25 protein-coding genes and 1 pseudogene are annotated in these 24142 nt (G+C 49.8%); 9 read left to right on the top strand and 17 right to left on the bottom strand.

The window, feature by feature from the left end; all coding sequences use genetic code 11:
• The first annotated feature begins 33 nt into the window (after window positions 1-33).
• Window positions 34-270 carry a DUF5710 domain-containing protein gene (locus tag ACNA05_RS04405; protein ID WP_415810186.1) on the top strand — a complete coding sequence of 79 codons (237 nt, stop codon included), beginning with the start codon at window positions 34-36 and terminating at the stop codon, window positions 268-270.
• A gap of 128 nt (window positions 271-398) precedes the next feature.
• Here the strand turns inward: ACNA05_RS04405 and ACNA05_RS04410 are convergent, their stop codons facing one another.
• Together ACNA05_RS04410 and ACNA05_RS04415 are read right to left on the bottom strand one after the other, a co-directional pair.
• Entirely contained in the window at window positions 399-890 is a 492-nt protein-coding gene (locus ACNA05_RS04410; protein ID WP_415810187.1) for a CreA family protein, read from the bottom strand.
• A gap of 225 nt (window positions 891-1115) precedes the next feature.
• Entirely contained in the window at window positions 1116-1262 is a 147-nt protein-coding gene (locus ACNA05_RS04415; protein WP_415810188.1) for a hypothetical protein, read from the bottom strand.
• Between the two features lie 97 nt (window positions 1263-1359).
• Between ACNA05_RS04415 and ACNA05_RS04420 the strand changes: the two genes are divergently transcribed.
• The gene (locus ACNA05_RS04420; protein ID WP_415810189.1) at window positions 1360-1842 is read left to right on the top strand and encodes a hypothetical protein; all 483 of its coding nucleotides are present in this window, start codon (window positions 1360-1362) and stop codon (window positions 1840-1842) included.
• 98 nt (window positions 1843-1940) lie between these two features.
• Here ACNA05_RS04420 and dapD read toward each other — a convergent pair whose 3' ends face one another.
• The 3 genes from dapD to ACNA05_RS04435 form a co-directional block, all read right to left on the bottom strand.
• Window positions 1941-2771 carry a 2,3,4,5-tetrahydropyridine-2,6-dicarboxylate N-succinyltransferase gene (gene dapD, locus ACNA05_RS04425; protein WP_415810190.1) on the bottom strand — a complete coding sequence of 277 codons (831 nt, stop codon included), beginning with the start codon at window positions 2769-2771 and terminating at the stop codon, window positions 1941-1943.
• Window positions 2772-2866: 95 nt separating this feature from the next.
• Window positions 2867-3316 carry a YaiI/YqxD family protein gene (locus ACNA05_RS04430; protein WP_415810191.1) on the bottom strand — a complete coding sequence of 150 codons (450 nt, stop codon included), beginning with the start codon at window positions 3314-3316 and terminating at the stop codon, window positions 2867-2869.
• Between the two features lie 560 nt (window positions 3317-3876).
• Window positions 3877-4590, bottom strand: a complete 714-nt coding sequence (locus tag ACNA05_RS04435) for an NAD-dependent deacylase (protein WP_415810192.1) — start codon at window positions 4588-4590, stop codon at window positions 3877-3879.
• 9 nt (window positions 4591-4599) lie between these two features.
• Between ACNA05_RS04435 and ACNA05_RS04440 the strand changes: the two are divergent.
• The 3 genes and pseudogenes from ACNA05_RS04440 to ACNA05_RS04450 all read left to right on the top strand — a co-directional run bounded on the left by ACNA05_RS04440 (window position 4600) and on the right by ACNA05_RS04450 (window position 7103).
• Window positions 4600-5065, top strand: a pseudogene (locus ACNA05_RS04440) (low molecular weight protein-tyrosine-phosphatase).
• A 60-nt stretch (window positions 5066-5125) separates the two neighbouring features.
• Window positions 5126-6106: a complex I NDUFA9 subunit family protein gene (locus ACNA05_RS04445; RefSeq protein WP_415810193.1), complete on the top strand. Its 981-nt coding sequence runs from the start codon at window positions 5126-5128 to the stop codon at window positions 6104-6106.
• Between the two features lie 46 nt (window positions 6107-6152).
• Window positions 6153-7103: a class I SAM-dependent methyltransferase gene (locus ACNA05_RS04450; protein ID WP_415810194.1), complete on the top strand. Its 951-nt coding sequence runs from the start codon at window positions 6153-6155 to the stop codon at window positions 7101-7103.
• 15 nt (window positions 7104-7118) lie between these two features.
• Here ACNA05_RS04450 and ACNA05_RS04455 read toward each other — a convergent pair whose 3' ends face one another.
• The 7 genes from ACNA05_RS04455 to ACNA05_RS04485 all read right to left on the bottom strand — a co-directional run bounded on the left by ACNA05_RS04455 (window position 7119) and on the right by ACNA05_RS04485 (window position 13828).
• Window positions 7119-8897 (bottom strand): ABC transporter ATP-binding protein, encoded by a 1779-nt coding sequence (locus ACNA05_RS04455; protein WP_415810195.1) that lies wholly within the window; start codon window positions 8895-8897, stop codon window positions 7119-7121.
• A 15-nt stretch (window positions 8898-8912) separates the two neighbouring features.
• A complete protein-coding gene (locus ACNA05_RS04460) occupies window positions 8913-10016 on the bottom strand; it encodes an inositol monophosphatase family protein (protein WP_415810196.1) in 1104 nt (367 codons plus the stop codon).
• Complete coding sequence (locus ACNA05_RS04465; protein WP_415810198.1) at window positions 10003-11388, bottom strand: TldD/PmbA family protein; 1386 nt, start codon at window positions 11386-11388, stop codon at window positions 10003-10005. The genes ACNA05_RS04460 and ACNA05_RS04465 overlap by 14 nt, the downstream gene beginning before the upstream one ends.
• 76 nt (window positions 11389-11464) lie before the next feature.
• Complete coding sequence (locus ACNA05_RS04470) at window positions 11465-11869, bottom strand: MAPEG family protein (protein WP_415810199.1); 405 nt, start codon at window positions 11867-11869, stop codon at window positions 11465-11467.
• Window positions 11870-11878: 9 nt separating this feature from the next.
• Entirely contained in the window at window positions 11879-12562 is a 684-nt protein-coding gene (locus tag ACNA05_RS04475; protein WP_415810200.1) for a DsbA family oxidoreductase, read from the bottom strand.
• Between the two features lie 102 nt (window positions 12563-12664).
• Complete coding sequence (locus ACNA05_RS04480) at window positions 12665-13228, bottom strand: hypothetical protein (protein ID WP_415810201.1); 564 nt, start codon at window positions 13226-13228, stop codon at window positions 12665-12667.
• A gap of 159 nt (window positions 13229-13387) precedes the next feature.
• Entirely contained in the window at window positions 13388-13828 is a 441-nt protein-coding gene (locus ACNA05_RS04485; protein WP_415810202.1) for a MarR family winged helix-turn-helix transcriptional regulator, read from the bottom strand.
• A 90-nt stretch (window positions 13829-13918) separates the two neighbouring features.
• Here ACNA05_RS04485 and ACNA05_RS04490 point away from each other — a divergent pair, with 90 nt between their 5' ends.
• On the top strand, window positions 13919-14641 hold the full coding sequence (locus ACNA05_RS04490) for a ZIP family metal transporter (protein WP_415810203.1): 723 nt from the start codon (window positions 13919-13921) through the stop codon (window positions 14639-14641).
• A gap of 340 nt (window positions 14642-14981) precedes the next feature.
• On the opposite strand, the gene ACNA05_RS04495 is transcribed toward ACNA05_RS04490, so the two are convergent.
• The 3 genes from ACNA05_RS04495 to ubiA form a co-directional block, all read right to left on the bottom strand.
• Window positions 14982-15560, bottom strand: a complete 579-nt coding sequence (locus tag ACNA05_RS04495) for a hypothetical protein (protein ID WP_415810204.1) — start codon at window positions 15558-15560, stop codon at window positions 14982-14984.
• 70 nt (window positions 15561-15630) lie between these two features.
• Window positions 15631-16071, bottom strand: a complete 441-nt coding sequence (gene msrB, locus ACNA05_RS04500) for a peptide-methionine (R)-S-oxide reductase MsrB (RefSeq protein ID WP_415810765.1) — start codon at window positions 16069-16071, stop codon at window positions 15631-15633.
• Window positions 16072-16302: 231 nt separating this feature from the next.
• Window positions 16303-17292, bottom strand: coding sequence for a 4-hydroxybenzoate octaprenyltransferase (gene ubiA, locus ACNA05_RS04505; protein ID WP_415810205.1), 990 nt, complete (start codon window positions 17290-17292; stop codon window positions 16303-16305).
• Window positions 17293-17332: 40 nt separating this feature from the next.
• Here ubiA and ACNA05_RS04510 point away from each other — a divergent pair, with 40 nt between their 5' ends.
• Complete coding sequence (locus ACNA05_RS04510) at window positions 17333-18076, top strand: 16S rRNA (uracil(1498)-N(3))-methyltransferase (RefSeq protein WP_415810206.1); 744 nt, start codon at window positions 17333-17335, stop codon at window positions 18074-18076.
• A 111-nt stretch (window positions 18077-18187) separates the two neighbouring features.
• Window positions 18188-19153 carry a DUF2793 domain-containing protein gene (locus ACNA05_RS04515; protein ID WP_415810207.1) on the top strand — a complete coding sequence of 322 codons (966 nt, stop codon included), beginning with the start codon at window positions 18188-18190 and terminating at the stop codon, window positions 19151-19153.
• An 8-nt stretch (window positions 19154-19161) separates the two neighbouring features.
• Here the strand turns inward: ACNA05_RS04515 and ACNA05_RS04520 are convergent, their stop codons facing one another.
• Window positions 19162-20283 carry a DegT/DnrJ/EryC1/StrS family aminotransferase gene (locus ACNA05_RS04520; protein ID WP_415810208.1) on the bottom strand — a complete coding sequence of 374 codons (1122 nt, stop codon included), beginning with the start codon at window positions 20281-20283 and terminating at the stop codon, window positions 19162-19164.
• Between the two features lie 205 nt (window positions 20284-20488).
• Here ACNA05_RS04520 and ACNA05_RS04525 point away from each other — a divergent pair, with 205 nt between their 5' ends.
• The gene (locus ACNA05_RS04525; protein WP_415810209.1) at window positions 20489-21856 is read left to right on the top strand and encodes a glutamate--cysteine ligase; all 1368 of its coding nucleotides are present in this window, start codon (window positions 20489-20491) and stop codon (window positions 21854-21856) included.
• A gap of 30 nt (window positions 21857-21886) precedes the next feature.
• On the opposite strand, the gene ACNA05_RS04530 is transcribed toward ACNA05_RS04525, so the two are convergent.
• Window positions 21887-23917: a TonB-dependent receptor plug domain-containing protein gene (locus ACNA05_RS04530; RefSeq protein WP_415810210.1), complete on the bottom strand. Its 2031-nt coding sequence runs from the start codon at window positions 23915-23917 to the stop codon at window positions 21887-21889.
• Window positions 23918-24142: the final 225 nt, after the last annotated feature.

Here is a 24142-nt window from a genome sequence, read left to right on the forward strand (position 1 = left end):
ATATGTTCTCATTACAGAACGCGAGGTGGTGTTATGACCAAGAAATATTTGAATGTAAGCTACAAGGACCGTGAGTTGGCGAAAAAGCTCGGCGCGCGATGGGATCCGTCTGTGAAACGTTGGTATTGTCCGTCCGGCAGTGCGCTGGCCACAATATTTGATTGGCGCAAAGAGGCCCAGGCAGAGCAGTCTTTGAAAGAGCGTGGCTACGCGGCGCGAGAGGCGAAAGTCGCCCATAATCAGAATTTTGAGCTTCCTCTGGCATCTTAATTTTACCCTTTTGTTTGGGGTAACGAAATAAAATAAAACCCGTCCTCTGGGGCGGGTTTTTTGTATTCTGAATTCCCAAGTGTGATGAGGGACTTTGGAGCGGCTTAGCGAATTGATGCGTCCAGGTTTTACTCCTTCCAGGTCACGTCGCGGCCATAGAGGGGAACCGTGCTGATACTCATTTTCGCCGAGCCGTCGACCACTTCTTTTGAATATATCAAATAGATGAGAGTGTCAGCCTCTCGGTCGTAGACACGCCTTACGCTGAGCGTTTTGAACCAGAGCGCTTGCTTCTGCTTTAATAAGCTTTCTCCGCTTTTACCGCGTTTGATATCCCCAATTAATATGGGGCCCGTTTGTTCGCAGTTGATAGACCCATTAGATGGGTTTTCGAACCATGAGCCTTTTCTGAGCCTATCAATTACGCTACGGTCAAAATGAGCGATGTGACAGGTGATACCGGAGACTTTTTCGTCTTCAAAAGAATCGATTTTGATTTCATTGCCTGTGATATCATTGTTGATTTCACCTACGTCATTTTGGCCGGAATTCCCGCAAGCTGAAAGAATTGCAGCAAAAAACGCGTATCCAATGCCTTTTGCTAAGAGCTCAATAGTCATAAAAATTGTCCTAAAACGAAAAGGCCCGGGGACTGAGAAGGGGAGCAGTCACCGGGCCGAAAGCGCTAATATCAAGGGGAGGGATTATAGCGCGTTGTGTTAATATGTCTGCCTAACTCTCGATCAGGCAAAAGGTTCCCTTAGGGAAAGAATAAACTCATCTAAAGATTCACCTGAATTCAGCAGCGAAGACAAGAAGGCCTCAATAAGGCTCTAAAAACGGGCTTATTCCTCCTCTTCTTCCCCCAAAGCTGCATCGGCCTGATGCTTTATTTCAGGAAACTCGGCGTCTTTGAGCTTACCTTTAAGCTCTTTTTCCGACTTCAGTTCACTCTTGGTCGGGTTTTTGGGGGTCTTGCTCTGATTGGTCATAAAAAGTCCTTATTTCGATAGTAAAGCAACGAGTGAACAAAAATGTAGTTCCACAGCCTTAAGCGGAACGTTTTGTAAGGGTCAGCGTAAAATAGGTATGAAAACGCAAATTATGACTGGCATATTGGCTTCTTTTATCGCTTTTTCAGCGGGAATGGCAGCTCATGCGGACGGCGAAAACAAATTGATCGTTGACGACGGTCAGAAGCGCGTTTGGAAATTTGTAAAAACCGACAGTTCTTCGACTTTTCTGACAAATGAAAATACAGACGCGCTGGAAACAATTGATTTTCAACGCTCTCAACGGAATATCAACATTGAGCCGATTGAAACGCTTAAAGAGCCTTCAATTGTGAAAACTCAAGACGAACGGATCTTTGAACAGGATAAGCCGGTGTTCAAATATGAGATTGCGCCGGATAGTCGGGCTTATTTCGGAATGCCGGATCGGTCAGAGCTAGAAGCCCAAGATATTGAATATAAAAAATACAATAATTATAGATCCGCCACTATGCCTGACGGGCGTTATGTGGAACCCTTATATACGGTCGCCGGAGCCGGCGTTAAAACTGAATTTTAAGCTTTACCGCTAAAGACTTAAAGGCAATGTCTAAATATAAGAAGTTAAGGCCCTAGAGGGGCCTTTTCTGTGTTTCGATCTAGCGCTTTAAATAAGACCTAATCGCGAAGGAGGTCATTCACGCCGGTTTTTGACCGCGTTTTTGCATCAACGGTTTTCACGATAACGGCGCAGTCCAAACTGTGGCTGCCATCCTTGGACGGCAAGGTGCCTGGAACCACGACAGAATAGGCCGGAACTTCTCCGTAAGTAACTTCGCCGGTGTTGCGGTTATATATTTTTGTCGATTGCGAAATAAACACGCCCATGGCCAAGACAGACCCTTCGCGGATAATGACGCCTTCCACCACTTCCGAACGGGCGCCAATAAAACAATTATCTTCTATGATCGTCGGATTGGCTTGGAGGGGTTCCAAAACGCCGCCGATACCCGTCCCGGCGCTTATGTGGCAATCTTTGCCGACCTGAGCGCAGGACCCAACACTGGCCCAAGTATCTACCATCGTGCCTTCACCGACATGGGCGCCGAGATTGACATAAGACGGCATTAAAACTGCGCCCGGGGCGATGTACGCGCCGCGGCGGACCGCGCAGGGAGGCACGGCGCGAAAGCCTGCTTTTTTAAAATCAGCTTCTGTCCAACCGGAAAATTTAGACGGCACTTTATCAAACCAAGCGCCGCTTGCCGGGCCGCCGCCCATTACGACATTCGCTTCTAATCTAAATCCAAGAAGGACAGCTTTCTTTAGCCATTGATGCACCACCCACTCGCCATTATCGCCTGGGGAAGCAACCCGGAATTTTCCGGAATCAAGACCCATAATAGCCGTTTCAATTGCGTCGCGGCGTTCGCCTTTGGTCTCCGGGGACAGGGTCGCTTTTTCATCCCATGCAGCTTCGATGGCAGTTTCGAGATCAGTTGCGGTCATATCATCATCCAATAATGGGTTTTAAATCGCGCGCACAATAGGCAGGCGCGCTTTGAAGTCAATTCCAGCCCGTTATTTGGTCTTAGAAACAAGCCCTAAACGGCCTTGGTAAGCCAGAGGTGAAGTGCCTCGAGAAAACGGGACCTATCTCTATCCTTGAAAGGCGGGGGCCCTCCGATTGTGGGCATATCTGCCCCGGCGCGTAGATCCGCCATGATAGCCCGCGTTGCGAGCTGGCCTCCAATCGTATCCATTGTGAAAGCTTTTCCTGTCGGCGCAAGCACAGAAGCTCCTGACTTAAGGCACCGCTCGGCTAACAGAATGTCGGATGTGACAATTAAGACTCCGGGGTCCGCGCGTTCCGCAATATAATCATCCGCCGCATCAAAAGCGTCAGACACACAAACGAATTGGATGAGAGGTTCGCGAGGAACACGCAGAAAAGAATTGCTGACAACGGTCACGGGCGTCTTGTGACGGCGTGCAACTTTATAGGTCTCTTCCCGCACGGGGCAGGCGTCAGCGTCAATATAGATATGAACCATGAGCGTCTTTCAGATCGAATTATTCTACACCCTGTCAAACTAAAGGCGCGGAAAACAAAAATTGATGTCTAAACGCTTAGAGGCCAGGGGCGGCTAGTTGTAAATCAAACCTGAGAAAATAACGAGGCACACAAACATGAGAAGCTCCCATAAAAATTAACGACGCCCCCTTATGAGAGTAAAAAACGAAACGGAGAGAGTCATTTTAATAAGCTTCAGTGAAATTTGAAGGGCCCGCACAAGGATGCGGCGTGAAGATTGTCGTTATGTCGAGCAAAGTGACACAGGTACAAGCTAGACCTGGTTTGCCCCCGTCGTTATTCACATTACGACAAAAATTTTAATTTTGCTGAGTTTTGACGTTTTGTTTTCCTCAAGCACAAAAACTCAACAAATGTAGAAATTTGTCTCTAATAACGCATCATGACCTGTTATCTCAGTCATTAAACGCGCCAATGATTTGGCTAATCAGGGGCTGAGAGATAGTTAGGTCTCACGCATCTTTTTTCCCCGATGCTACCAACTTCAAGCTCGGCCCCCGTGCCGGGCATTTTTTTTGCTTACTGTGATAAAACCTCTGCGACCCACTTCGGCACTATCTCTCCTGCTTTTCCAAGCCGGCTCTCGTCGAACAAACTTGTGCCCTGACTTTCTTCAAGATTTAATTCGAGCGTCTTAATGCTTCTACGGCGCGCTTCGCTTACCAGCCCGGCGGCTGGGTAAACGGCGCCGCTTGTGCCGATGGAAACGAAGAGGTCAGCTTGGCTCATGACGTAATCTATGCGGTCCAGTTCATAGGGCATTTCGCCAAACCAGACTATGTCGGGGCGGGGGCCGGCTATTCGTTGACAGGCGATGCAGCTATCCTCCGGCGAGGTGTCTTCATGCGATTCCCATCTATGGCCGCAATACTGGCAGAGAAGAGAGGTCAAAACACCGTGCATATGAATGACGTTTTTAGCTCCGCCTTGTTCGTGGAGATTATCGACATTTTGCGTGATGGTTGTGAGTGAACCGCCTCGGGATTCTAATCCTTTTTCCAACTCCGCCAAGGCGAAATGGGCGGCATTGGGAGATACGCTTTTCAGGGCGGCCCGCCGCATATTATAAAATTGATGTACGAGCGCCGGATCAGCGGCAAAGCCTTCTGGGGTGGCGACTTGTTCTACTGGGTATTGTTCCCAGAGCCCGCCTTCCGCTCTGAATGTGTCGATCCCGCTTTCTGCGCTGATTCCTGCGCCCGTGAGGATGACAATGTGGTTTGGCTTTGACATAAGCTCTCCATGCCCTCTGTCTTATTCATTTGTCTCGGGAATATATGCCGCTCTCCTACGGCAGAAGCCGTGTTTCGTCAAAAAGTCCGCGAGGCGGGTCTAAACATCGAAATTGAAAGCGCCGGGACTTCCGGCGCGCATGACGGCGAGGGGCCGGACCCGCGCAGTATCAAAGCGGGCAGGGGGGCGAGGCTATAGTTTTGAGGGGCAAAGGTCGCGCCAAGTGAAAGCCGAAGACTTTAACCGTTTTGACTACCTCCTGGCGATGGACAGTTACAACTTGTCCCACCTGCGCCGTGTCAAACCCCCAGAGGCCCGGACTCCTCCGAGGTTGTTTTTGGAATTTGCTGACGGTGTGATAGACCGTAATGTCCCTGACCCGTATTATGGCGGCGCCAGAGGGTTTGACGATGTATTGGATCTGATTGAACTGGCCAGTGAAGGCTTGCTCGCTGAAATCAGAGCAAATTTATAGACATAGACGGCAAGACAGACTATTCCTCCGGCGAATTTAATAGTGATGTTCAGGTGAGACATGAAAAACGGTTTGGTAACAGTTTTCGGCGGCTCAGGCTTTCTCGGTAAACATGTGGTACGCGCTCTGGTGGCCAAAGGCTACCGCGTTCGCGTGCCTATGCGCCGTCCGCATACTGGTATGGATCTACGGGTTATTGGCAATGTGGGCCAAGTGCAGCTTATGCAGGCAAATCTACGATATGAAAAGTCGGTTCAGCGCGCTGTCGAAGGGTCTGACGCAGTTGTTAATTTGGTTGCTATCTTGCATGAAGCTGGACAACAAAGTTTCGAATCTGTTCATGTCCGCGGCGCAGAGACTCTGGCCAAGGCGGTTGCAGCAGAAGGCATTACTAATTTCGTCCATGTGTCAGCTATTGGCGCCGATAAAGACAGCAAAAGCGATTACGCCCGTACAAAAGGCGAGGGCGAAAACATCGTGCGCGAATACGTGCCGTCCGCTGATATTCTGCGTCCCTCTATTATGTTCGGTAATGAGGACGGGTTTTTCAACCGGTTCGCGTCCATGGCCCAGCTTTCGCCCATCCTCCCCCTGATTGGCGGCGGGAAAACAAAATTCCAGCCCGCCTATGTGGCGGATGTCGCTGACGCTATCGCCCGCCGGGTTGAAGTCGGCGCAAGCGCGCAGACCTATGAGCTAGGCGGACCACGTGTCTATTCCTTTAAAGAGCTGCTAGAATTAATGCTCGATGTGATTGCGAAGAAACGGTTGCTTGTGCCGGTCCCTTGGTTTGCAGCCAATATGATGGGCTTTGGCGGCGAAATGGCCGGGGCGCTGCCCTTTCTGGAGCCGTTCCTGACGCGCGACCAAGTCAAAAATTTAAAGAATGACAATATCGTATCAGAGAGCGCGCAAGGGTTTGACGAGCTGGGTATTACGCCGGAAACAGTTGAGGCAATTATCCCTTCCTATTTGATGAAATACCGCAAATATGGCGAATTCCATCAACCAGGGAAAGATAGTTGGCCGGAAGAAGCCTAATATTTGATCTGAGGACAATTCATTATTTCACTTAGGGGAGTCTCAAATGCGTAAATGTTCATTCTTAATGACGGGGGTCGCAGCGGCGCTTTTAAGTGCTTGCGGCGAGAATACGGCGGACGGAACGCCAATGGAAACGCCTCAGACAGAAGCCATTCAGGCGGAAATGTCTGAAACAGAAATTGCAGCTACGGATAGGCAAAGGGCCAATCCTGCAGAGAAGCTGGACACGGTTTTGGCAGCTCAAGACGACGCGGCTAAGGCGCGCTATACTTACCGCCACCCCAAAGAGACGCTCCAGTTTTTCGGGGTTGAGCCAGGGATGATGGTAGCAGAAATTCTGCCTGGCGGAGGGTGGTATACCAAAATCCTCCTCCCTTATCTTGGCGAGGGCGGGAAGGTCATCGGCGTAGATTATTCTCTAGCCATGTGGCCAGAGTTTGGCGGGTTTGCCGATGAGGCCTTTCTAGAGAACAAGAAAACCTGGCCTACGACCTGGACGGAAACGGCAAATGGCTGGCGCGGGGACGAAGGGGCAACTGTCGAGGCATTTGCTTTTGGGAATAGAAATACCGCGCTCGACGGCACTGTCGATACGGTTCTTTTTATTCGCGCGCTTCATAATCTCGCCCGTTTCGAGGATGAAGGCGATTATCTCACTCAAGCGATTACTGACGCTCATGCCTTGCTTAAACCCGGCGGCATTCTGGGCGTTGTTCAGCACCAAGCCCGTGAGGATATGCCAGACGACTGGGCAGATGGGAGCAATGGATATCTTAAGAAGTCAGATATTATAGCGAAGATGGAAGCCGGTGGCTTTGAATTGGTCGATGAAAGCAGCATCAATGAAAACGCTGATGACGTCCCTACAGCAGAAGACGGCGTCTGGCGCCTCCCTCCGACACTTGGCACATCGGCCGAGAATCCAGAGCTTCGCTCCGAGATGGAAGCAGTCGGCGAATCCAACCGCATGACGTTGAAATTCAAAAAGGTATAGAGCGTGAAGTCTTAATTAGGCTCTTAACTGCAAGGCGAGAAGGCGGGCGTAAGTCCCGTCTTTTTTTGTGCTCAGCGTTTTGTGCGTCCCGCTTTCTAGAATGCGTCCATTCTCCAGAACGTAGATAAGGTCGGCCTTTTGAACAGTCGACAGGCGGTGCGCGATCACAATCGTTGTGCGTCCGACTTCGAGCCGTTCCAAGGCAGCCTGAACCTTGGCTTCGGATTCCGCGTCCAGAGCTGAGGTCGCCTCGTCTAACAAAAAAATTGGCGCGTCTCGTAATATGGCGCGCGCAATTGAGAGGCGTTGTCTCTGTCCGCCGGACAGGCTTAAACCGTCCTCGCCCAGTCGGGTGTCATAACCGTCGGGAAGAGTTGAAATAAAATCATGCGCGTCGGCGTGTTTTGCGGCGTTTATGATTGCCTCAAGATTCGCCTCTTGATCTCCCAAACCAATATTGGCCGCGACAGTATCATCAAAAAGAGTTACATTCTGGCTGACCAGCGCCATATTGCGGCGGAGTGAGGCAAGCGTGACTTCTCGAATGTCATGACCATCAATTTCAACGGATCCTTTGCTCGCTTCATAAAGGCGGGGAATTAGGTTGATAATCGTAGATTTACCACCGCCGGACGCACCCACGAGCGCGACCGTTTGCCCGGGCTTGGCTTCAATGGAGACATCGCGGAGGGCCTGCGTGCCGTCCTCATAAGCAAAGCTTACAGCATTTAGTTTTACGTGCCCGTCTGACTTTTGGAGGGTTTTGGCGTGAGGAGCTTCCATAATTGTCGGGCGTGTATCAATCACACCGTAAATACGGGAGACGGAAGACAGGCCTTCTTGGAGGACATTATTTAACGTTCCGAGCGCGCGAAGGCGAGGGGAGAGAATAACAAGGCCTGTGAGCACCGCGCCAATAGAGCCGGCTGTGGCGAGCTCTGCATTGACTTGATACATGCCGAAAACAACGACGCCCGCAATGGCCATGCCGCCCAAAACTTCTAGAATTGGATCAACGCGAGCCTGTTGCGTCACGAGCCGAAGAAATAATCGGATCCGTTCATCAAATGACCGGCCAAGCCGCTCCGCCTCGGAGGCTTCCAGTCCATAAGCTTTGACCATACGCGCCCCGCCAAAGCTTTCTTTTAGCTCTGAGGTAATTAGTCCGACATGTTCTTGTACGTCGCGGGCATTGCCCCGCATCTTTTTTGAAATGGCTATAATGGGCCAGAAGGCCAGGAGGAATACCGTCATCACCAAAGAGAGTTGCCAATTATGCCAGAGCATGGCGCCGATGGTGAAGGCAACGGTCAACACGTCTTTAATGACATTACCTAATCCCCGAATTGTCGCATTGGACACCACGGTCACATCATTCGTAAATTTTGAGATCAAATTCCCGGTTGGTTCTCGGGAAAAGGCGGCGTAATCTGCGCTATGGGCGCTGGCGAACATTTGCTTCTGCATTTTGCCAACCGCGTTGAGCGCGATCGCGTTGGTTAGAATACGCTGGAGATAATTGGCGAGACCCGAAACAAAAGGCACAATAATAAGAACAGGTAAAATTATAAGGGCGTAACGCTTTGCCGCCTCATAAGCATCTGGACTCTCGTCCATTTGGCCAGCTTGATCAATAATCAGGCTAATGACCCAAGTATAGGCCGCAGTCGCGGCGGCCAGAAGCGCCATAAAAAACATGGCCGCAAAGAGCTTCCCCTTTTGCGGCCAAATATAGTCCCGCCAAAAACGGGACAGACGCTGCCTATCCGTCAATTGTTCGGGCGTAGAGGTCATATAGCGCTAATGCGCTTACCCAATGATTCCGTCACCATCTGGGTCAAGCAGGTCGTGAGCGTGGAGAATGAAATAACGTGTATGGGCGCTATCGACCGTTCTCTGAGCGGCGGCTTTCCACGCTTTCTGGGCGTCCTCAAAGCTTGCAAAAGCGCCAACAAAATCGACCTTTTTCAAATCCTTGAATTCAGTGCGCATTGGGTCAACTAATTCACCGCCCATGACGATATGTAAAAGCTGAATAGATTTCATTTCACGATCAGACATTTTCGTTCCCACTTCCTTGAAGTCGCGCTGCTTATCTTTGCTTGTATCAAATTTCGCAAGCAAAGGTTTCACCCTCTCTAATAACAAAGCGTGCAGTTTGGGGCCAGCACAAATAATTCCGAATCCCGAAGTGCTATCCTTATCAAATTTTGGAATATCCCCGCGAAGGTTCGTGGTGATGGCTCCAGCCTCAGAAGCAATCAAAGTGGCCGCCGCTATGTCCCAATCAGATTTTGGCGTGAAAGCAACAGTGCAATCTGCATTGCCGCTGGCCACCATGACCATTCTATAGGCCATGGAATTAGATATTCTGACGCGCATTGCCGGAAATCCTAGGCGCCGGAACTTGCGCGGATAGCCGACCATCTCAGCGCCTTCGAGGTTTTCGCGTTTAGAACATTGGATGGGCTCTCCATTTAATGTAACGCCGCCGCCCTTTTGCGCAGAATAAAATTCGTCTTTCAAAGGGTTGAAAACCACTCCAACAATGGGCTCTCCATTTTCGACAATTGCGACCGAGACAGCGAAGTTTGGCGTGCGTTCTATAAAGGCGCGAGTGCCGTCAATCGGGTCGACGACAAATGTCCGCTGACAGGCGTGACGAGATAAATCGTCTTTCGTTTCTTCGGAGAGCCACCCATATCCGGGCCGGGCATCGCTCAGATGTTTCTCTAGATAATTATTTACAGCAATATCGGCGTCCGTGACCGGGTGACCTTGCACCTTGTCCCAGACGACAGCCTCATTGGCTTCAAATGCGTCTTTTGCAATTTTCCCTGCCTCGCGTACAACGCGCTCTAATAGGGCGCGCTCTTCAGCGAGCGGAAAACATATATCATCATGCGCCGGCAACCGTCAGTCCTTCTACCAAGAGGCTTGGCGCATTTGTGGCGCCGTCAAATTTAATATCATTTGCAGGAATCATCGTGCGGAAGACATCGTTCAGGTTTCCGGCAATGGTGATTTCTGAGACCGGATAAGCGCGCTGGCCATTTTCAATTTTGATTCCGGCGACACCAACTGAATAATCCCCTGTATTGGAATTGAGTGAAGGGCCGAACATTTCAGTGACTAAAAGACCTTCTCCCATGTCCTGCATTAAATTTTCCGGTGTTTTTTTGCCGGGCACAAGGTAGCTATTTGTTGCACTGATACCAGGAGGAGACCCGATGCCGCGCGTTGCGTGGGCGGTCGTTTCCAGTCCTAATTGCTGCGCCGCCGAAAGGTTTAAAAGCCAAGTCTGCAAGACACCATTTTCAATTAAGGTGCGCTTTTGAACAGAGAGACCTTCACCGTCCCATGGCCGTGAGCCTTGTCCCCGGGCGATTAACGGATCATCTATGATTTGAATTCCGTCGCCGAAAACGCTTTCCCCCATGCGCCCTTTAAGGAAGGAAACGCCGCGTGCAATAGCATTGCCATTGATAGCGCCAAGAAAAGCAGAGATGAGGGAGCCCGCGAGCCGTTCTTCAAATATCACCGGGAACTGTCCGGATTTTATTTTACGGCTGCCGAGGCGCGCAATGACCCGCTCGCCTGCGCCCCTCCCTATTTCTGCCGGGGAGCGAAGGTCTTCGAGCCAGCGCGTGCCATCATAATCGAAATCCCGTTCCATTGAGCCGTTCTTTCCAGCAATCGCGCTGACGGACAGGCCATGACGGGAGGATTGCCACCCGGCACTAAAGCCTTCGGATGTGGCGAAGTAAATAGCTGAGCTTGCCCAGCTCGCATTCGCGCCTTCAGCCTGAGTGACGCCCTGGACAGACAGAGCTGCATCTTCAACTTCCAGGGCCCGGGTTTTTAGTACCTCAGGGGTGCGTAGGGTCGGATCAAATAGTTCCAGATCGGGCAAATCATTGGGATTAGAAAGTAAGTCTTTCCCGGCCAGCCCGCAATATGGATCGCGCGGCGCGAGTTTCGCCATGGCGACCGCGCGTTCAGCGAGCATTTTAAGTGACATATCCGACATATCGGAACTGGATACACAGGCCTGACGGCCATCTACGATGACGCGCAATCCGACGTCGCGGCCTTCACTGCTGTCTATGTCTTCAAGTTCTCTTTCGCGCACGGCGACGGATATGGACCGCCCATGCGTGGCAACGGCATCGCATTGCTCCGCGCCGGCTGATTTGGCGTATGAAAGGAGAGCGTCCAGCGTAGGAGAAAGGCCTTCTACGCTGATGGGGGCTTCGGAAACGGTTTCGGGGGACGGGGTTTTCATCCAAGTCTATTATCAGGTCTTCTTGGGAGTGACACCCGATAAGTGCAAAGGATGACAGTGCGGCGCCTTGTATGCCTTAAATGTAATCAGATGTAAAAATCAGATAGAGTAAGGAAAGGGCCATTCCCAGATATGTCAGAAGCGTCAAAATTGATCCGATAGGTCTGCCGCGGCCTATCGCATGTTTTTTCGACATGCCGTGTGCATGCATCAAACGGGCAATCAAAAAAGTTACCCCGAAAAGATGGAGCAGAAAAGCCGGAGCGCTTAACATCGCCAAGGCAATCAATCCAATGAGGGCCAAGGGCGCGGTTTCTATATAATTCCCATGGGCCCTAACCCTCGCGTTCAATAAGGCGTTCCCACCGTCGCCCAAACTAACTTTCTCATTCAACCGGATTCGCACCACACGAAATATCAATATCGGAGCCAGGATAAGATTCAGGGCCACGTAAAACGCTACAATTTCTAAAAGTGTCATAAAATCCCCTTAATCCTCGACGCCTAATTCGGCAGCTTTTTTCATTGCGTCAAGATGAGCCTCGGGATCTTGTGCGCCCTGTACGGCAAATTGTCCATTATAGATAAACGTTGGCACCCCAGAAATGCCGAGCCCGCGAAAAAACATGATTTCTTCTTGCACGGCTTTGGAATCTTGATCACCTTCAAGTAAGGATTGGGTCAATTCGGTATCAAGCCCGACTTCTCCGGCGATTCGGGTTAGAACGGAGGTGTCGCCAATATCTTCACCTTCCGTGAAAAAGGCCTTAAATAATTTTTCAGCCGTTTCTGTCCCGGCGTCTTCATTGTTTTGGGCCCATTTAATCAGTCTGTGGGCGTTGAGGGTGTTCGGGCGGCGGGAAACATCTTTGAACCTAAAATCAATTCCAACGTCAGGGCCTTTTTCTAAAAGCATGTCCCGCATAGCTGAGAATTTATCGTTCGGGCCGTCCCCGAACTTGTTCTTCATATAAGCCTTATAGTCCATACCTTCTGCGGGCACGGTCGGATCAAGCATATAGGGCCGCCAGCTTAATTGGACGGGGCGGTTATATTGTTTCCGGGCTTTGTCAAACAGACGGTAGCCAAGCCAACACCAAGGACAGACCACGTCAGAGACGATGTCGACTTGCACAATTTGGTTCGAAGGTTTTTTGGATTTTTTCTTTGCCATAAACAGGGCTTAGCCTGTCAAGGGTCTAAGGTCTATCCACCCGAAGGCACAATATTTTTGAGAAATGTGTTCTTGCCGCCAAAGGAAGGAGAAACAGCTAGGCTATCCTTCAGCCGGAGGGGAGAAGTATGCTGAAGCCTCGTGACACCGCCGCGCAAAATCCGAGGCGTCCATCAGCGAGCGGTTCATACGATCTAAGTCCGCCAACTCTGTTTCCGAAAAACCCTTTTTGTAAAGTTCGGCTCTGGCCTCTTCGCGGTTTAAGCTTTCATCAGTTGAATCAGGGTCCGACTCAAGCGCGAAAATGAGCGCTGCCGCATCATATTCGCGTAAAGGGAGTTCATATTTTAAAATTTGTGTTGCACAGAGGCATTCTTCTTTTTCATAACCGCCTTCGACGCAATTATTGGTCAGAGTCCGATCACTGTCCTGGGTGGAGAGATTCCGAGCGGGAGGAATGGCAGTCGCGGCTAAGACAGCCTCGGGGGCTTCTTTGGGAAGAGCAAAAACTTTAGACTCAACTTGAGCTTCGTCCATATTTGCCGATGCCGGACCTTGTTGGGCCTTGGCTCCGCTTGCTAACGTGCTACCAATAGAGACAATACCTAGAGAGAAAAGAGAGGCCAACCCAACTTTTGCAAACAGGCTATGAGATGAAAATGTCACTTTATGGCTCCTCTCTCTGAATTAACGTTTGTTCAGAAAAGAAACGACTGAATGAGTCATCCGGTTCCCTCCAACTGTCAATATAGCGTTTAAGCAGCAGATTGTGGCGTGAGTAAGGGCTTGTTAAGCCTGTAATGAGTTAAAAAGGGTCAACTTAATTTAGCTCTGTTTAAATTGGGTGGGAGCGAGGCGTAAAAATTTAAAAACAGCTTCTATTTCAGTGTCGTTCAGGCCTTTCGTCAATTGTGTGTTGAAATCCCGAAAGTCATTCATCACGTCCTCGCGTTTTGCCCACCCTTGAGCGGTCAAGGCAACTGTTTTTACGCGTCGATCTCCGTATGACGGTTGACGTTCCACCAAGCCGGCTTCCTCCATTCGTTCGACAAGACCAGAGATAGCCGCATTGTTCCGCCCTGTGCCTTCGGCTAGATCGCTCATCCGGCAATTATCGTTATATCCGAGAAAAACCAGGACAAGCGCTTGGGAGCGGCCAAGGGCCGAGCCTTTCGATAAGATGGCATCAGCTTGTTGCGACAGGCGCGTGTGCACTCGATCCAGAACAAAGAACAATCGACGGTCAACGGTACGGGCAATAGCCATATTGTGAATATCCTTGATTCGAATAGTCTGTAAGGTCTGACTGACTAAGAAAGTCAGGTAAGAATAAATGACTGACGTATGAGGGTCAAAATGGAAACAGATTTTATACTCAGTGCAATTTTACTCTCCGGTCTCTCCGGTTTAGCTGCAACACTGGGCGCCATAATTGGCTGGTTCAATAAAGAGCGAATCGAATTTATCGGAGCGCCCCTGCGTCACGGCATCATAGCTTTTGGCGGCGGGGCCTTAATCGGGGCGATCGGGTTGGTGCTAGTCCCCCACGGAGTAGACTCTCAGCCGCTTTGGTTGGCCGCCGGGACTTTTCTAATCGGAGGGCTCGTTTTTATGGCGCTCTCTTGGTGGTTGAAAAAACGAAAAACACCGATCGGTCAGTTACTGGCGTTGATGTTGGATTTTGTTCCGGAGGCGATCGTGCTTGGCGCGGTCATTTCAATGGAGTTCGGGCAAGCGGTATTCCTAGCGGTAATTATTGCGGCGCAAAACTTACCGGAAGGATTTAATGCGTTTCGTGAAATGCAAATGGGAGGGAGAAAGACTGGCCGTCTCGCTGTTCCTCTAATGACTATTGCTCCGTTTGTCGGCATGGCCGCCGCGATGATGGGGCTCTTTGTCTATGAATCTAATGACCTTTCGCTCGGTATGATAACGACTTTTTGTGCGGGTGGAATTCTCTATCTCGTGTTCGAAGATATCATTCCTGAAAGCCATGATGAAGATTGCGGGCTTTTCCCAGCTTATGGAGGGTTGCTTGGATTTACTGTCGGGCTCATTGGTTACGGCCTTGTGGGGTAAATAGAAGAAAACCCTTTCCACAGTATGGAAAGGGTTCCTTTTGAAGTTTGGGTCTCACCGGACGTCATGCCGGTTTCATTAATAGATAGCTTAATTACCCAGATTTCGCTTTTACGAAAGGGCTGATCTAACAGCTTCGGGCAGACCCCTCAAAATAGATAAACAAATCACACCTCCTTTCATAAACGCGGCTCCACCATGGAGCGGCAATTGATAACTTATACCTACGCACGAAAAGTGATTTGGCAAGTATGAAATTTTATGAAATTCGAAAAGGCGTTAAAGCAATGTTAACCATAATATTGTAGCTGACGGCTCCGGTTTGGACTTAGCATTATTACTACTTCGCATGAGGTCCTATTCCGCAATCTCCTCCAAAGTTTACGAACTCCTCATTTGGCTCTGGAAGGCTTAGCTCGACTTTAGATATGCCGCTGACCTTCAGAGCGACATTATCCCCCCGTACGGCTGCATTATAAAGCCGTAAAGAATCTGACTTTTTGGAAGATAAGATAACTTTCAGTTTAGGAACATAAGTCCATTTTCCATCGGCCACTTTTTTATCATTTACGTAAAAATCCACCTCGCGAGCATTTGCGCGCCGAGAGGTCTTAGAACCCGTAATTATGCCTTCGAAATCAGTAGGCTTTACCTCTACTGTGGCTCGAAATTTATTCATTATACAGGTTAATGCGGTATCGCCGACTTTTTCCGATGCGACGTAAATCGACTCGCCAGGATAGGCTTTATTCTGCATGTCCGTTCTAACCGGAAAACCACTGAACGTCATCGTAAAAAAATAGCTCTTCCAGCTTAGCGGGGTGGAGGGGCTTGTGTCAGCTTCTTTAGCTATAGCTGACGACGATAGTGAGCCTATCAGAAGCGATGCGGCAAATAATTTTGTCAGACGGTAAAACATAAATTCTCCTATATGTTTTCACATATAGGAGAAAGGAAAGAACGCAACTATAAATTAAGTATTTAGAGTCTTAGGCCTTTTCAACATAATCCAAAGCAATGCCGTTATTGCAATACCGCAGGCCTGTCGGCTCCGGGCCATCTTTGAAGACGTGGCCTTGATGACCGCCGCAGCGGGCGCAGTGATACTCGGTGCGCGGAAAGACTAATTTAAAGTCTCTCTTTGTTTCAACAGCGCCGTCTATAAAGGTATAAAAGCTCGGCCAGCCAGTCCCGGAGTCAAATTTTGTTTCGTATTTAAAGAGCGGCAAGGCGCAACCCGCGCAGACGAACGTGCCGCCTGGGGCAACATCATTGAATTCGTGGGAAAAAGATCTTTCCGTTCCTTCTTTGCGAAGAATCTCAAATTCCTGAGCGGTTAAGCGGTCTTTCCATTCTGATTCAGAGAGGTTGGCCCATTTTTCATTACTCATATTTGTCTCCATAGAATTGTCTGCGGCGCCTTGTGGCATATCGTTTTTATCCGGCATCGGCCCGGTTGGCACTTCAGTGGCTTTGGAGTTGCCTGTGCAAGCAGAAAGCGCAAATGCGGCTCCGGCAAGACCTAATGTGCGGCGATTTAATTTATTGTCTAACATAGAAACCTCCTTAACCGTGTGTTCCTTGCATAAGATTATACGCGTAGAGCGGGGGTGAAGTTTCCATCACGCTTTAGTGAGGGTGGTATTGATCCATTTACTAAGTCAAATGCCAAGTGAAAGGGTCAAAACAAACGCGGGAAGCATAAGAACCAGCATGCAGGCAGCGAAAATATTAGACTTAAAAAGGGCAAGACAAGTCTTGCCGTTATTCGGATTCAATCTGAATAATTGCCACGCTAGATGCATAGCTAATGGCAACAAAATTATTATTACTCCAGAAAACGTGATCCCAAGGGGAAATAGGGGTTCACCAAAGTTTTCTACATCAACTGGAAAAAAACCTGATTTATTTATAGCGTAACCGATGAGCAAAACCATTATTCCATAATTAACTCCTACACCTAATTTTATCCGTTGGCCAAATCGTCTTGCCGTACTTTTCACCCCTATCATCGCGTCGTCTTCAATATCCTGACAGGCATAAATAGTGTCATAGCCAATCGTCCAAAAAATCAGTCCGGCATAAAGGAGAAGCAGGGGCGGGCTGACCTCGCCAGTTTTGGCCGCATAGGCGACCAGAACGGCCCAATTAAATGTCAGGCCGAGCCAGACTTGCGGCCACCAAGTTATGCGTTTCATAAACGGATAAGCCGCGACGAGCGGGATAGAGCAAAGCGCAATTATTTGGGCCAGCCGTGGCAGGCAGAACAAGACGATAAGTCCAACAAAACACTGCGCAAACACCCAAATCCACGCCTGCTTTGTCGTGATTGTTCCGGCGGGCAGCGGCCGAAGCGCGGTGCGTTCAACCTTCGCGTCAAGATCCTGATCGACAATATCATTATAGGTGCAGCCAGCGCCGCGCATGGCAATTGCGCCAATCAAGATCAGCGTCGCCCAAAGTAGATCAGTTAAATCAAACCCGTATGAAAGCGACCCGAAAGAAAGGCCTATCCAGCCGGGCAGTGTCAGGAGCCAATAGCCAATTGGGCGATCAAGACGCGAGAGTTGGAGATAGGGACGCAAGGAAAGTGGCGCGCGGTTGACCCAATGGGTCTTGGACGAGTCAGCAATATGATTGGGCTGTGACATTCTCCGTGCTTACAGCCCCATCATCCGTTATGACAATCCCATGCGCGAAAATTATACCTTGAAACGATTATTTTTTGTCGGACGCTTAAATGCAATCACATCTCTCTCCTTGCCAAAGGATCAGGTGCATTACCTCGCGACCGTGCTGCGCATGAAGGAAGGCGATGAAGTCAGATTGTTTAATGGCCGTGACGGAGAATGGTTAGGGAAATTAAAGGCTTTGTCGAAACGGAAAGCCGAAATCGCACTACAAGAACGGCTTCGCGAGCCTGTGCCGATGCCGGATGTAACTTTGGCCTTTGCGCCAGTGAAGCGGCACAGAACCGCTTTTATCTTTGAAAAGGCGACAGAATTGGGCGTGGCCCGGTTTGAACCTATTATGACGGCACGCACTCAGTTTCCGAAGCTGAATCTGGACAAGGCGCGAACTCAAATCATTGAGGCGTCTGAACAGACCGAACGTTTGAATATTCCGGAGCTTTCCAAACCAGAAAAGCTCCTCGACTGGCTAGGAACGCAGGCCGGGCGCCATATTATTTTTGCAGATGAAGCGGGATCGGCGTCGCCTGCCTTGGATGCAATGGAAAAACTTCCTGCCCCCGTGACAATCCTCATCGGCCCAGAGGGCGGATTTACCGAAGAAGAGCGCGCCGCGCTTCGAGGAGATAAAAATGTTACCCCTATTAGCCTCGGCCCGAGAATATTACGCGCCGATACAGCGGCGCTCTCTTTATTGGGTCTTTGGCAGGCTGTGCAGGGCGACTGGAATGTGCACTTGGAATAAATAGATCCGCACTTATTTTAGGCCAACTCTCTGAAAGATACGAGCACTTGGGATTCGCATTTGCCCTTACGGAAACGGGCTTAATCTCTCCTGAAATAAACGGAGACATTTATGCCGACTCAGAATCTTAACCTACCTTTTATCGTCCCGGCTCAGGCACAGAAACATATTACGGTCAATACTGCCTTCCAGAAGCTCGATATTGCCGTGAATATTTCGGTGAGGGATGTGAAATTGACGGCGCCTCCAACAGATGCGCTGGAAGGAGAACGATTTGCGCTCTCTGAATTGCCGGAAGGCGCTTGGACTGGACATGGCGGAGAGATAGCCGCTTGGCAAAACGGAGTTTGGGAATTTTACGCGCCGGAAATCGGAACGCTTATCTGGAGCAATGCGTCTGAGACGATATATGTGAAACAAGCAACGGAATGGCAGAGCATAGAGTCGAAAATTTCATTTCAGAATCTACCTGCGATCGGCGTTCAGGCAGTGGCGGATGACATAAATCGTTTGATGGTTTCTTCCCCGGGCAGTTTGTTCACCCATACCGGTAGTCACCATCAGATGAAACTCAACCGCCACGCAGCAACAGACACAGCCAGTCTGACGTTTCAGACAGATTTCACAGGAAATGCCGAAATAGGATTGGCGGGAAATGACGCTTTATCTTTTAAAATGCGGCAGTCCGGTGGGACGTGGGTTGAGTCATTACGGTGTGAGCCGGATCAACCCGGTGTCTTCACCCCTCTTTTACGCAGTGGGGTTGTCTCAATAAGTAATGATAGCGTCGCGGTGATCCCCACGCCCAATGCCGGCGGCCTTGTTGCGATTATGATGACTAGCCAATCCGGCTTTCCGCAGACAGATCATAGCGGAATATTTGCTTATGATTCTGGGCCTTCGATGGGAATTACGGTTTTGGCTAGCGGAACAGGCATTGTCTCGCGCGGCTCCGAGATCCTCACGGGCGTAACAGGCGACGTCGGCCAAACGTCCATGAGTATAAAGGAAAATGCAATCCAGATTGAAAACAGATTCGGGAGCCCCCGCGAATTTACCTATAGTTTTTTACTATAGGCCAAGTTTTAAAGAGTGGATTTGGCGGTCTCGATAATCATATCCTGTGTGTCTTCATCAAGGTAGGGGTGCATGGGCAGGGCAATGACTTTGGTCATGGCGTCTTCCGTATTGGCCAAACCGCCCGCGCCGATAGGGTGATCCTGATAAGCAGTTTGTTTGTGAACCGGCTTTGGATAATAACGAGCGGTTGGAATGCCTTTCTCGCGCATAGCTGCGCCAAAGCTATCAGGGTCGGGAACCTCAATTGTGAATTGGGCCCAAGTGGAAATGACACCTTTCAAAACAGAAGGAACACGAAGCGTATTGCTTTTCAGTCCGTCTATATAGCGTTGGGCAATTTTGTTGCGAAGCGTGATTTCTTCCTCAAAAATTGAGAGCTTTTGCAGCAGGATTGCGGCTTGAATCGAATCTAGGCGCGAATTCAATCCGACCCGGACATTGTCATATTTGTCGCGACCCGATCCGTGCATGTGGACGCTGCGCATGATGCGCAAATGCTCAGCGTTATTTGTCAAAACGGCGCCGCCGTCTCCGTAACACCCCAAAGGTTTCGCCGGAAAAAAGCTTGTGGTTGCCACATCCGCGTAATCAAGGGGCTGCTTACCGTTGAGCGTCGTGCCAAAGGCTTGCGCGCTGTCAGCGATGAGTTTTAGGCCATGCTCGCGAGCAATAGGAGCCAAACGATCATAATCGGCGGATTGGCCGAACAAATCGACCGTAATAACGCCCCACGGTGTATACTTTCCCTCAGCCTTCACTCCTTCAATCGCTTTGGATAGGCCGTCAGGACACATATTATAGGTGTCGCGGTCAATATCGACATAAATTGGTACGCCGCCGAGAAGCGCAATAACTTCAACCGTAGCGCAATAGGTGAAGCTCGGACAAAAAACAGCAGCGCCGCGTGGCATTTCCCACGCCATCATAGGCAGAAGCAGCGCGTCCGTCCCATTGGCGCAGCCCAGAACGTGTTCGGCCTGGCCGAAACGCGCCAGTTCGGACTCAAACTGTTTGACCTCGGGCCCCAAAATATACTGGCCATGATCCAGCACAGCCGCAATCGCACTGTCTATTTGCGGGCGAAGGCGGGCTTGTTGCGCCTTCAAGTCAATAAAATCGATGGCCATTTCCGGGCTCCTTTTCTGTAATGGTCATAAGGAAAAGACCCCTCAGCGGCAAAGCCATTCTTCCGTTGTTCCTCATCACAAAGTTTTACAGTTTAAGGCGGCTCTTCAAATTAAAGTGAGGTCAGGGCCCCTCAGTAGCCTTGTTCCAGAGAGGGTGAGGCGGTAAGGGAACAGGATATTTTGGCTGATTTCCTCAGGACTTCTCATGACCGCTTCCAGTTCCGGTAAAAATGCAGTGCCATTGCGCGATAAAGCGCAAATGATCGACTATCTTGCCGCCGGAGAAAAACCGAAGCAGGATTGGCGTATCGGAACCGAGCATGAAAAGATTGGTTTTTGCAAGGCGAAGCTCCTGCCCCTGCCTTATGACGGACCCTGCTCCATCAAAGCCATGCTCGAAGGCTTGCAAAGATTTGATTGGCAGCCGGTAGAAGAAAACGGCAAACTGATTGCTCTAAAACGCGAAGGGGCCTCTGTGTCTCTAGAGCCCGGCGGACAGTTTGAGCTTTCCGGAGCGCCGCTGGAGCACGTTCATCAAACTTGCGCCGAAGTGACTCGCCACCTACGTGAAGTCAAAGAAGTCGCAGATGAAATTGACGCAGGGTTTCTCTCTCTCGGTTTCCGGCCAGACACAAAACTCGCTGACGTCCCGATAATGCCCAAGGGGCGCTATCAGATCATGCGCGATTATATGCAAAAAGTTGATACGCATGGGCGGGAAATGATGTTCCGCACCTGTACGGTTCAGACCAATCTCGATTTTTCCTCTGAATCTGACATGGTCAAAAAATTCCGCGTCAGCCTGGCGCTCCAGCCTTTAGCGACGGCGCTCTTTGCCAACTCACCGTTTAAGGAAGGAGATATTAACGGCTACAAATCTTACCGCTCACGCGTCTGGCTCAACACGGATAATGACCGCACGGGTATGTTGCCTTTCGTTTTTGATGAAGGTTTTGGGTATGAGCAATATGTCGATTACGCTCTCGATGTGCCGATGTATTTTGTCTACCGAAACGGCGAATATTTAAACGCAGCGGGGAAATCATTCCGTGATTTTCTGGATGGAAATTTGAATGTCGTCCCGGGCGAAATTGCAACTCTCTCTGATTTCGAAGATCACCTCTCGACCATTTTCCCAGAGGTCCGCCTTAAACAATTTCTGGAAATGCGCGGTGCGGATACTGGGCCGTGGGACGAGCTCTGCGCCCTGCCAGCTTTCTGGGTCGGGCTTTTATATGATTCCTCTTCGCTGGATGCAGCGTGGGATTATGTCAAAGATTGGACTGCGGATGAGCGTCAGAAATTGCGGGTCGATGTTCCGAAGTATGGATTTCAGACTGAATTCCGGAGCAAGACTGTACAGGATATGGCCAAAGACATTCTCGAAATTTCCCGAGCGGGTCTAAATGCGCGTGGAAAAATGAATTCTCACGGCGAAAACGAAACGGTATTTTTACAAGAATTGGACCGTATGGCTATGATAGGGGAGAGCAATGCCGACCGCCTCATCCGACTATATAAGGGCGCCTGGGATGGCGATATAACTCGGACCTATAAAGAGTGCATTTTTTAAAGGCGGCTGGGTAGTCTTTTACAAGGACCTTTAAAAAGTGTCTGTCACAGAGATTGAAACTCGTTGGCCGCGCTGGCGACTGAAAAATCGGCTTTGCACGACGTCGCCGTTGCGGTTCGGAAAGAATATCAAACGTTCCTGCTGGGTTTTGAAGTCAAATATATTGGTAAGATCGAGCGTCCATTGCATACCAAAAAGGTCTTTATGAATAAAAGATAGGCGGGATTCAGGACGAATAAAGCGGGTGTCGAAACTGTCAGACAACCGAAAGACCGGACTTTGCCGCCCTTGCTCAATCGCGGCTTCCCACGCAAAAGGCGAGTTTGGGATGTCCTGACGCAACTCTAGAGAATATTGCCAGAGGATAGTGGAGTTGATGGCGCGATCTTCTCCGGTCAAAGGGTCATCAATTTCACTCTCAGAAACAGACCCAAATCCCTCCAGCCTCATCCCGTCCAAGCCATAGTCATCCAGAAGCCAAGTCAAATTGGCACTGGCCCCATATACGAGGGCTGAGTCTAGATTTCCGGGCCCATCAAGGACAGCCCCATCTACCGCGCGGGTGATGATGACCCGGTCAACTGGATCATCGACAAAATCAACATAGCCTCGAACCGTGCCGGACAGATTCTTATTGTCCTTGCGTTCGAGAGCGAGTTCCGCCCGCCATTTTTGTTCCGGGACAATATTGTCATTGCCCTCATTTTCCAGGTTCTCAACCAGGTTAACCGTAGAAATAAACGTATTGAAATTTAATTGTCCGACAGACCGCTCAACTTTGGCTCGCCAAGTATAGCGGGGCGACGCTGTGTAGGACGCACTTATAAACCCTTTGGGCCGAAAAAACGTTCGCGCCGGCGGGGCTTCGCTGACAACATGTATTTCGGAATACTCCGCTCCGAGCGAAGTTTGCAGGTTTATTTTTTCATTCAACGCCCAGCTTTGGGTAACATTGGCTTGAACCCGCTTTTCTTCGACCTGCACATCATCCGGAATGGCGTTGCCGTCATTAATGAACAGGGCGGTCTCACTATCCAACTTGTTAAACGCTCCCTCCAGAGAGGCTGTCCAGTCACGCCTACCGCCTGTCTTCCAAGTATATTCTCCGCGTGCAATATATTCAGTTGTGACATCGTCTCGAAGAAACCTCTGGGTCTGGAGCGGGGCGCCAAAGACCTGAAATTCAAACACGTTGCTGATGTCTGAATTGTCGAGATTATGCAGACCGATAAGTTTCAGACGGCCATCAGCTCCGAATAAAGATAGGTCGGTCGAATAATCGCCGCCGATTTCATATTTATATTCGTCTTCCCCCGTATTGCTACGCGATTCACCCGAAAGCCCTTGCGGCGTCACAGCTTCAAAAAATTCATTGAGCCCGCTATTAGTGTTTTGGAGAGATCCTGCGAGGTTCAGATTGGCGACGTCACCATTTAAACGGTTATAGGTCAAATTTAGACCTAATTCCGGCTCTTGATTCTGATAGGCCCCGTCTTCAATTCGGTTTTCAATTAAAGTCCCATTGCCGTTGAAATATTGCTCAGGACCGTTTTCCGTAAAAGTAAATTGCTCAACCGATAAGCCGAGGACATATTCTAGCTGACCCTTTTTACCTGAAAGGTTTAGCGCGCCTTCATAGAGCTGCGGTTCTGTTCCTTCTTCAAATCTTGCAGAATAGCGCCAGCTCCCTTCCAATGTGCCAGAGGTGGCGATAATATTCGCGACCTGTCCCGAGAGGCCAGGAATGTCCAAAGAGGCCCCGTCAACTATTTCGATCCGCGTGACGGTGACGGCAGGAATACGCCGTAAAATTTCGCTGGCATCTGAGGATTTGGATGAGGGCCGCCGGCCGTTAATGAGGATATTGAGTGACGCTTGACCGAATCCCCGCTCTGTTCCTTCGCCGCCTTGCAGCGTAAATCCAGGAAGGCGGGCGACCATATCTCGTGCCGTATTAGGATTGAACCTTTCAAAATAGTCCGGGTTGTATATCTCTGGCGGTCTCACCTCAGTCGTATTGTTACTTTGCGCCGAAGCACTTAAAGACGTTACCCATACCACTGCGCTTGATAGTAAAAAACATGCGATGCGTCGCAAAATAAAGTCCCCACTTTTATTGTTTCATCGCCTTAAGCGCGTATTCTCTAAGCCTCAACCCCAAAAAAATGCCTCATCCGGTAAATTTTACCCTTAACGGGCTGAATTCCGCAAAACAGAGGTTTGCGCGCCCAGTAGCTTTGTGTCAAAGCAAAGATTAGATTTGCTTTCTTTAAGGGGGCGAGCAAC

The sequence above is a fragment of the Litorimonas haliclonae genome (assembly GCF_965138505.1).
In the GTDB taxonomy this organism is placed as follows: domain Bacteria; phylum Pseudomonadota; class Alphaproteobacteria; order Caulobacterales; family Maricaulaceae; genus Litorimonas; species Litorimonas haliclonae.

Bases quoted from the DNA above. Each gene is read 5' to 3' on its own strand.
- ACNA05_RS04405 (WP_415810186.1), top strand. From the start codon at position 34: ATGACCAAGAAATATTTGAATGTAAGCTACAAGGACCGTGAGTTGGCG.
- ACNA05_RS04410 (WP_415810187.1), bottom strand. From the start codon at position 890: ATGACTATTGAGCTCTTAGCAAAAGGCATTGGATACGCGTTTTTTGCT.
- ACNA05_RS04415 (WP_415810188.1), bottom strand. From the start codon at position 1,262: ATGACCAATCAGAGCAAGACCCCCAAAAACCCGACCAAGAGTGAACTG.
- ACNA05_RS04420 (WP_415810189.1), top strand. From the start codon at position 1,360: ATGAAAACGCAAATTATGACTGGCATATTGGCTTCTTTTATCGCTTTT.
- dapD (WP_415810190.1), bottom strand. From the start codon at position 2,771: ATGACCGCAACTGATCTCGAAACTGCCATCGAAGCTGCATGGGATGAA.
- ACNA05_RS04430 (WP_415810191.1), bottom strand. From the start codon at position 3,316: ATGGTTCATATCTATATTGACGCTGACGCCTGCCCCGTGCGGGAAGAG.
- ACNA05_RS04435 (WP_415810192.1), bottom strand. From the start codon at position 4,590: ATGTCAAAGCCAAACCACATTGTCATCCTCACGGGCGCAGGAATCAGC.
- ACNA05_RS04445 (WP_415810193.1), top strand. From the start codon at position 5,126: ATGAAAAACGGTTTGGTAACAGTTTTCGGCGGCTCAGGCTTTCTCGGT.
- ACNA05_RS04450 (WP_415810194.1), top strand. From the start codon at position 6,153: ATGCGTAAATGTTCATTCTTAATGACGGGGGTCGCAGCGGCGCTTTTA.
- ACNA05_RS04455 (WP_415810195.1), bottom strand. From the start codon at position 8,897: ATGACCTCTACGCCCGAACAATTGACGGATAGGCAGCGTCTGTCCCGT.
- ACNA05_RS04465 (WP_415810198.1), bottom strand. From the start codon at position 11,388: ATGAAAACCCCGTCCCCCGAAACCGTTTCCGAAGCCCCCATCAGCGTA.
- ACNA05_RS04470 (WP_415810199.1), bottom strand. From the start codon at position 11,869: ATGACACTTTTAGAAATTGTAGCGTTTTACGTGGCCCTGAATCTTATC.
- ACNA05_RS04475 (WP_415810200.1), bottom strand. From the start codon at position 12,562: ATGGCAAAGAAAAAATCCAAAAAACCTTCGAACCAAATTGTGCAAGTC.
- ACNA05_RS04485 (WP_415810202.1), bottom strand. From the start codon at position 13,828: ATGGCTATTGCCCGTACCGTTGACCGTCGATTGTTCTTTGTTCTGGAT.
- ACNA05_RS04490 (WP_415810203.1), top strand. From the start codon at position 13,919: ATGGAAACAGATTTTATACTCAGTGCAATTTTACTCTCCGGTCTCTCC.
- ACNA05_RS04495 (WP_415810204.1), bottom strand. From the start codon at position 15,560: ATGTTTTACCGTCTGACAAAATTATTTGCCGCATCGCTTCTGATAGGC.
- msrB (WP_415810765.1), bottom strand. From the start codon at position 16,071: ATGCCACAAGGCGCCGCAGACAATTCTATGGAGACAAATATGAGTAAT.
- ubiA (WP_415810205.1), bottom strand. From the start codon at position 17,292: ATGTCACAGCCCAATCATATTGCTGACTCGTCCAAGACCCATTGGGTC.
- ACNA05_RS04510 (WP_415810206.1), top strand. From the start codon at position 17,333: ATGCGCGAAAATTATACCTTGAAACGATTATTTTTTGTCGGACGCTTA.
- ACNA05_RS04515 (WP_415810207.1), top strand. From the start codon at position 18,188: ATGCCGACTCAGAATCTTAACCTACCTTTTATCGTCCCGGCTCAGGCA.
- ACNA05_RS04520 (WP_415810208.1), bottom strand. From the start codon at position 20,283: ATGGCCATCGATTTTATTGACTTGAAGGCGCAACAAGCCCGCCTTCGC.
- ACNA05_RS04525 (WP_415810209.1), top strand. From the start codon at position 20,489: ATGACCGCTTCCAGTTCCGGTAAAAATGCAGTGCCATTGCGCGATAAA.